The sequence below is a fragment of the Kitasatospora sp. NPDC001225 genome (assembly GCF_053597855.1).
On record NZ_JBSFJC010000311.1, the window covers coordinates 1 to 3,285 of the forward strand.

Sequence of the window (3,285 nt, forward strand, 5' to 3'; positions counted from 1 at the left end):
GGCCGTCGAGGGCGCCGAGGGCGAGGCCGCGCCGCGCCGTCGCCGCCGCCGCTCGCGCGGCGGTGCCGCCGCCGCCGAGGCCGTCGTGGCGGTCGAGGCGACTCCGGTCGCCGAGGCCGTCGTGGCCGAGGCCGTGGCGGTCGTCGAGGCCGCCGTCGAGGCGATCGCGGAGGCTCCGGCCCCGGCGAAGAAGGCCACCCGCACCCGGACCCGCAAGCCGAAGGCGGAGGCCGTCGAGGCCGTCGAGACCGCCGCCCCGGTCGTCGAGGCGGCTCCGGTCGCCGAGGCGGTCGTCGAGGCTCCGGCCCCGGCCAAGAAGGCCACCCGGGCCCGCAAGCCGAAGGCGGAGGCCGTCGAGGCCGCCGCCCCGGCCGCCGAGGCCACCGAGGCTCCCGCCCCGGTGAAGAAGGCCACCCGCGCCCGGAAGCCGAAGGCCGAGGCCGTCGAGGCGGCTCCGGTCGCCGAGGCCGCCGCCGAGGCTCCCGCCCCGGCCAAGAAGGCCACCCGGGCCCGCAAGCCGAAGGCCGTCGCCGAGACCGCCCCGGAGGCCCCGGCCGCCGAGGCCGCCACCGAGGTCCCGGCCCCGCGCAAGCGCACCCGCACCCGCAAGGCGGCGGCGCCCGTGGAGGCCACCCCGGAGAGCTGACACCCCCGTGTCTCCCCCGAGGGGGCGGGCCAGGCCACCCGGCCCGGCCCGCCCCCTCGGGCGTTCCGCCCGCCTCCTAAGCTCGGGGGCGTCGGGGAGCGCCGACAGGACAGCAGGGAGAGCAGCCCATGAGCACGCCGCCGTTTCTGACGCTGCCCGGGTGCGCGCGGGCCGAGCGGCTGGTGACCGGGCGCGGGGAGTTCGCGGCGCTGCGGGCGGAGCCGGCCGGGCCGGTGCGCGGCTCGGCGCTGCTGGTGCCGGGGTTCACCGGCAGCAAGGAGGACTTCATCGCGCTGCTGGAGCCGCTGGCGGCCGCCGGGTACCGGGTGACGGCCGTGGACCAGCGCGGGCAGTACCAGACCGGCGGTCCGGACGATCCGGCGGCGTACGCCGTCGGGGCGCTCGGCGCGGACGTACGGGCGCTCACCGGGGTGCTGGCGGCCGAGGCCGGGGGCGCCCCGCCGCACCTGCTGGGGCACTCCTTCGGCGGCCAGGTGGTGCGCGAGGCGGTGCTCGCCGCGGCCGCGGAGGGCCCGCTGCCCTGGCGGTCGCTGACCCTGGTGTCCACCGGCCCGGGCGCGATCGACCCGGCCGAGGCGGTCCGCACCGGGCTGCTGCTGGACGCCCTGCGGGGGATGGACCTGGAGCAGATCTGGCAGGTCATGCGGCAGCTGGAGGCGGAGAGCGGGCAGCCGCGGCCGAGCCTGGAGCCGGCCGTCGCGGAGTTCCTGCACCGCCGCTGGCTGGCCAACGTGCCGCGGGCGCTGTCCGTCACCGGCGCCCACCTGGTGGCCGCGCCGGACCGGGTGGCGGAGCTGGCCGCCGCCACCGCCGGGCTGCCGGTGCTGGTGCTGTCCGGAGTGCGGGACCACGCCTGGCCGGTCCCGGAGCAGACCGCGATGGCCGAGCGCCTGGGCGCCCGCCGGGTGGTGGTCGCGGACGCCGGCCACTCCCCCAACGCCGAGCAGCCGGCCGCCACGGCCGGGGCGCTGGCCGCGTTCTGGGCCTGACCGACGCGGTCGGGGCCGCGCCGGTTCCCCCGGTCCGCCGAAAGTGGTCTGTACCACTTCTTCAAGTTCGATCGGCTTCAACACAGGACAAAATTCGTTAGTTACGGTAATCTTTGATTCTGTCCGGGAATCATCGCTGGCCTCCACCGCGGCACCGATCACCCGAAACCTGGACTTTACGGACGGGCAACGGCCCGGTAGCACCGCCACGACACCGTGGTGCACGAGGCACTGGACGCACCAGGCAAGCAGGGGGAGCCCTTGCCGCAGCAGACCGCCACACGCGCGACGACCCGCCCGATCCGGCCTCACCTCCGGATCCGCAAGACCCCGAGAGAGCTGATACCGACTCAGCCGCCCCCGCCCCGCCCCGCGGGGCCAGGAAAGGAGACGCCCATGACGAAGACCATGCGCTTCGAGATCGTCCGACTCGACGAGACCAACGGCTCCGCCGCCGACCGCCAGATCGCCGACGCCGCCACCGTGCGCGAGGTCGTCCAGGCCGCTGCCCGCACCGGCGAGCGCCTGCTCATCCGTCCGTGCCCGACCGTCTGACCCGGCGCGGCGCCTCCGACCGGGAGGCCTCACCCGCCGCCGACGAGCCGGGAGCGTCCGATCCGGACGTTCCGATACCCGACTGACGCCCCGTCACCGCATTCGCCGATGACGGGGCGTCAGTGTTTCCGGGGTCGGCACCCCGGACGTTTGCCGCCGCCCGGGACGGGACATCCCCCAACGGGAACCGCCCGTGCCACGCCCACCCGGCGCCGGTCCGGGCGCCCGCCACCGACAGGTGCCGCCGAGCCCTCCGTACGGGTGATCGTCCTTGACGCGGCGGTCCGGAGGGAGGAGCGTTGACGGCTATGAGGGGCGAGCCCAGCTGCCCGAGGTGCGCCGGTCGGGTCCGCGCCCCCGGTCTGTTCTCAGACACCTGGCAGTGCGACCGGCACGGAGCCGTGCACCCGATGCAGCCCGTGCTGCCCCCGAGTGTGGAGGCCCTCGGCGTCGCCGTCGCCCGCTCCCAGGTCCCGGTCTGGCTGCCCTGGCCGCTCCCGGTCGGCTGGCTCTACACCGGCATCGCCCACGTCGGCGACGACGTCTCGGGCGCCCGGGCCACCGCCGTCGCCTGCTCCGGGCCCGCGCCGCTCGGCGGCTTCGGCGAGCTGGTGCTGGTCGCCGAGGAGCTGGGGGTCGGCCTCGGCGCCCGCTACGCGGGCCTGTCCGGGCCGGACCCGGGCGACTCCGTCGGCCTCTACAAGCCCGCCGACGCCAAGCTGCTGGCCGCCGGGCGGCCCACCCCGATGTTCCACGTCCCGGACGCCCCGGCCGACCGCGCGGTGTTCGTCGGCGAGGCCCGCGGGCTCTGGCTCTGGGCGGTCGCCTGGCCCGAGCAGTCCGCGCTGGTGATGTACGACGAGCTGGTGCTGACCGACCTGCGCGAGGCCGGCGCCGAACTGGACCTGCTGCCCTGCGGGGCGCTCTCCCCCCGGCTCCTCGGCTGACGGCCAGGGCCGGTCGTCAAACTCCCGTCGTTCGCCCGGAGGGCGGGCGGGGCGGCGTTGGGGTGCGTGCATCGCAAGGCGGAGGAGGGAGCCACTGCGGAGCATTGGCGACCGACGACAACGCGGC

Annotated in this window: 3 protein-coding genes and 1 pseudogene; all 4 read left to right on the forward strand. The window is 76.8% G+C overall.

All coding sequences use genetic code 11. The features are described from left to right. Window positions 1-646: pseudogene (locus ACWDCZ_RS39715) on the forward strand (ribonuclease E/G); the annotation flags it as partial. Between the two features lie 128 nt (window positions 647-774). Beyond that, window positions 775-1,656: an alpha/beta fold hydrolase gene (locus ACWDCZ_RS39720; RefSeq protein ID WP_049654106.1), complete on the forward strand. Its 882-nt coding sequence runs from the start codon at window positions 775-777 to the stop codon at window positions 1,654-1,656. A 396-nt stretch (window positions 1,657-2,052) separates the two neighbouring features. Next, a complete protein-coding gene (locus tag ACWDCZ_RS39725) occupies window positions 2,053-2,211 on the forward strand; it encodes a hypothetical protein (RefSeq protein WP_158077673.1) in 159 nt (52 codons plus the stop codon). 308 nt (window positions 2,212-2,519) lie between these two features. Further along, window positions 2,520-3,158 carry a DUF6758 family protein gene (locus ACWDCZ_RS39730; protein WP_063780222.1) on the forward strand — a complete coding sequence of 213 codons (639 nt, stop codon included), beginning with the start codon at window positions 2,520-2,522 and terminating at the stop codon, window positions 3,156-3,158. Window positions 3,159-3,285 lie beyond the last annotated feature (127 nt).

Coding starts and splice junctions, on each gene's coding strand:
- ACWDCZ_RS39720 (WP_049654106.1), top strand. CDS start 775: ATGAGCACGCCGCCGTTTCTGACGCTGCCCGGGTGCGCGCGGGCCGAG.
- ACWDCZ_RS39725 (WP_158077673.1), top strand. CDS start 2,053: ATGACGAAGACCATGCGCTTCGAGATCGTCCGACTCGACGAGACCAAC.
- ACWDCZ_RS39730 (WP_063780222.1), top strand. CDS start 2,520: ATGAGGGGCGAGCCCAGCTGCCCGAGGTGCGCCGGTCGGGTCCGCGCC.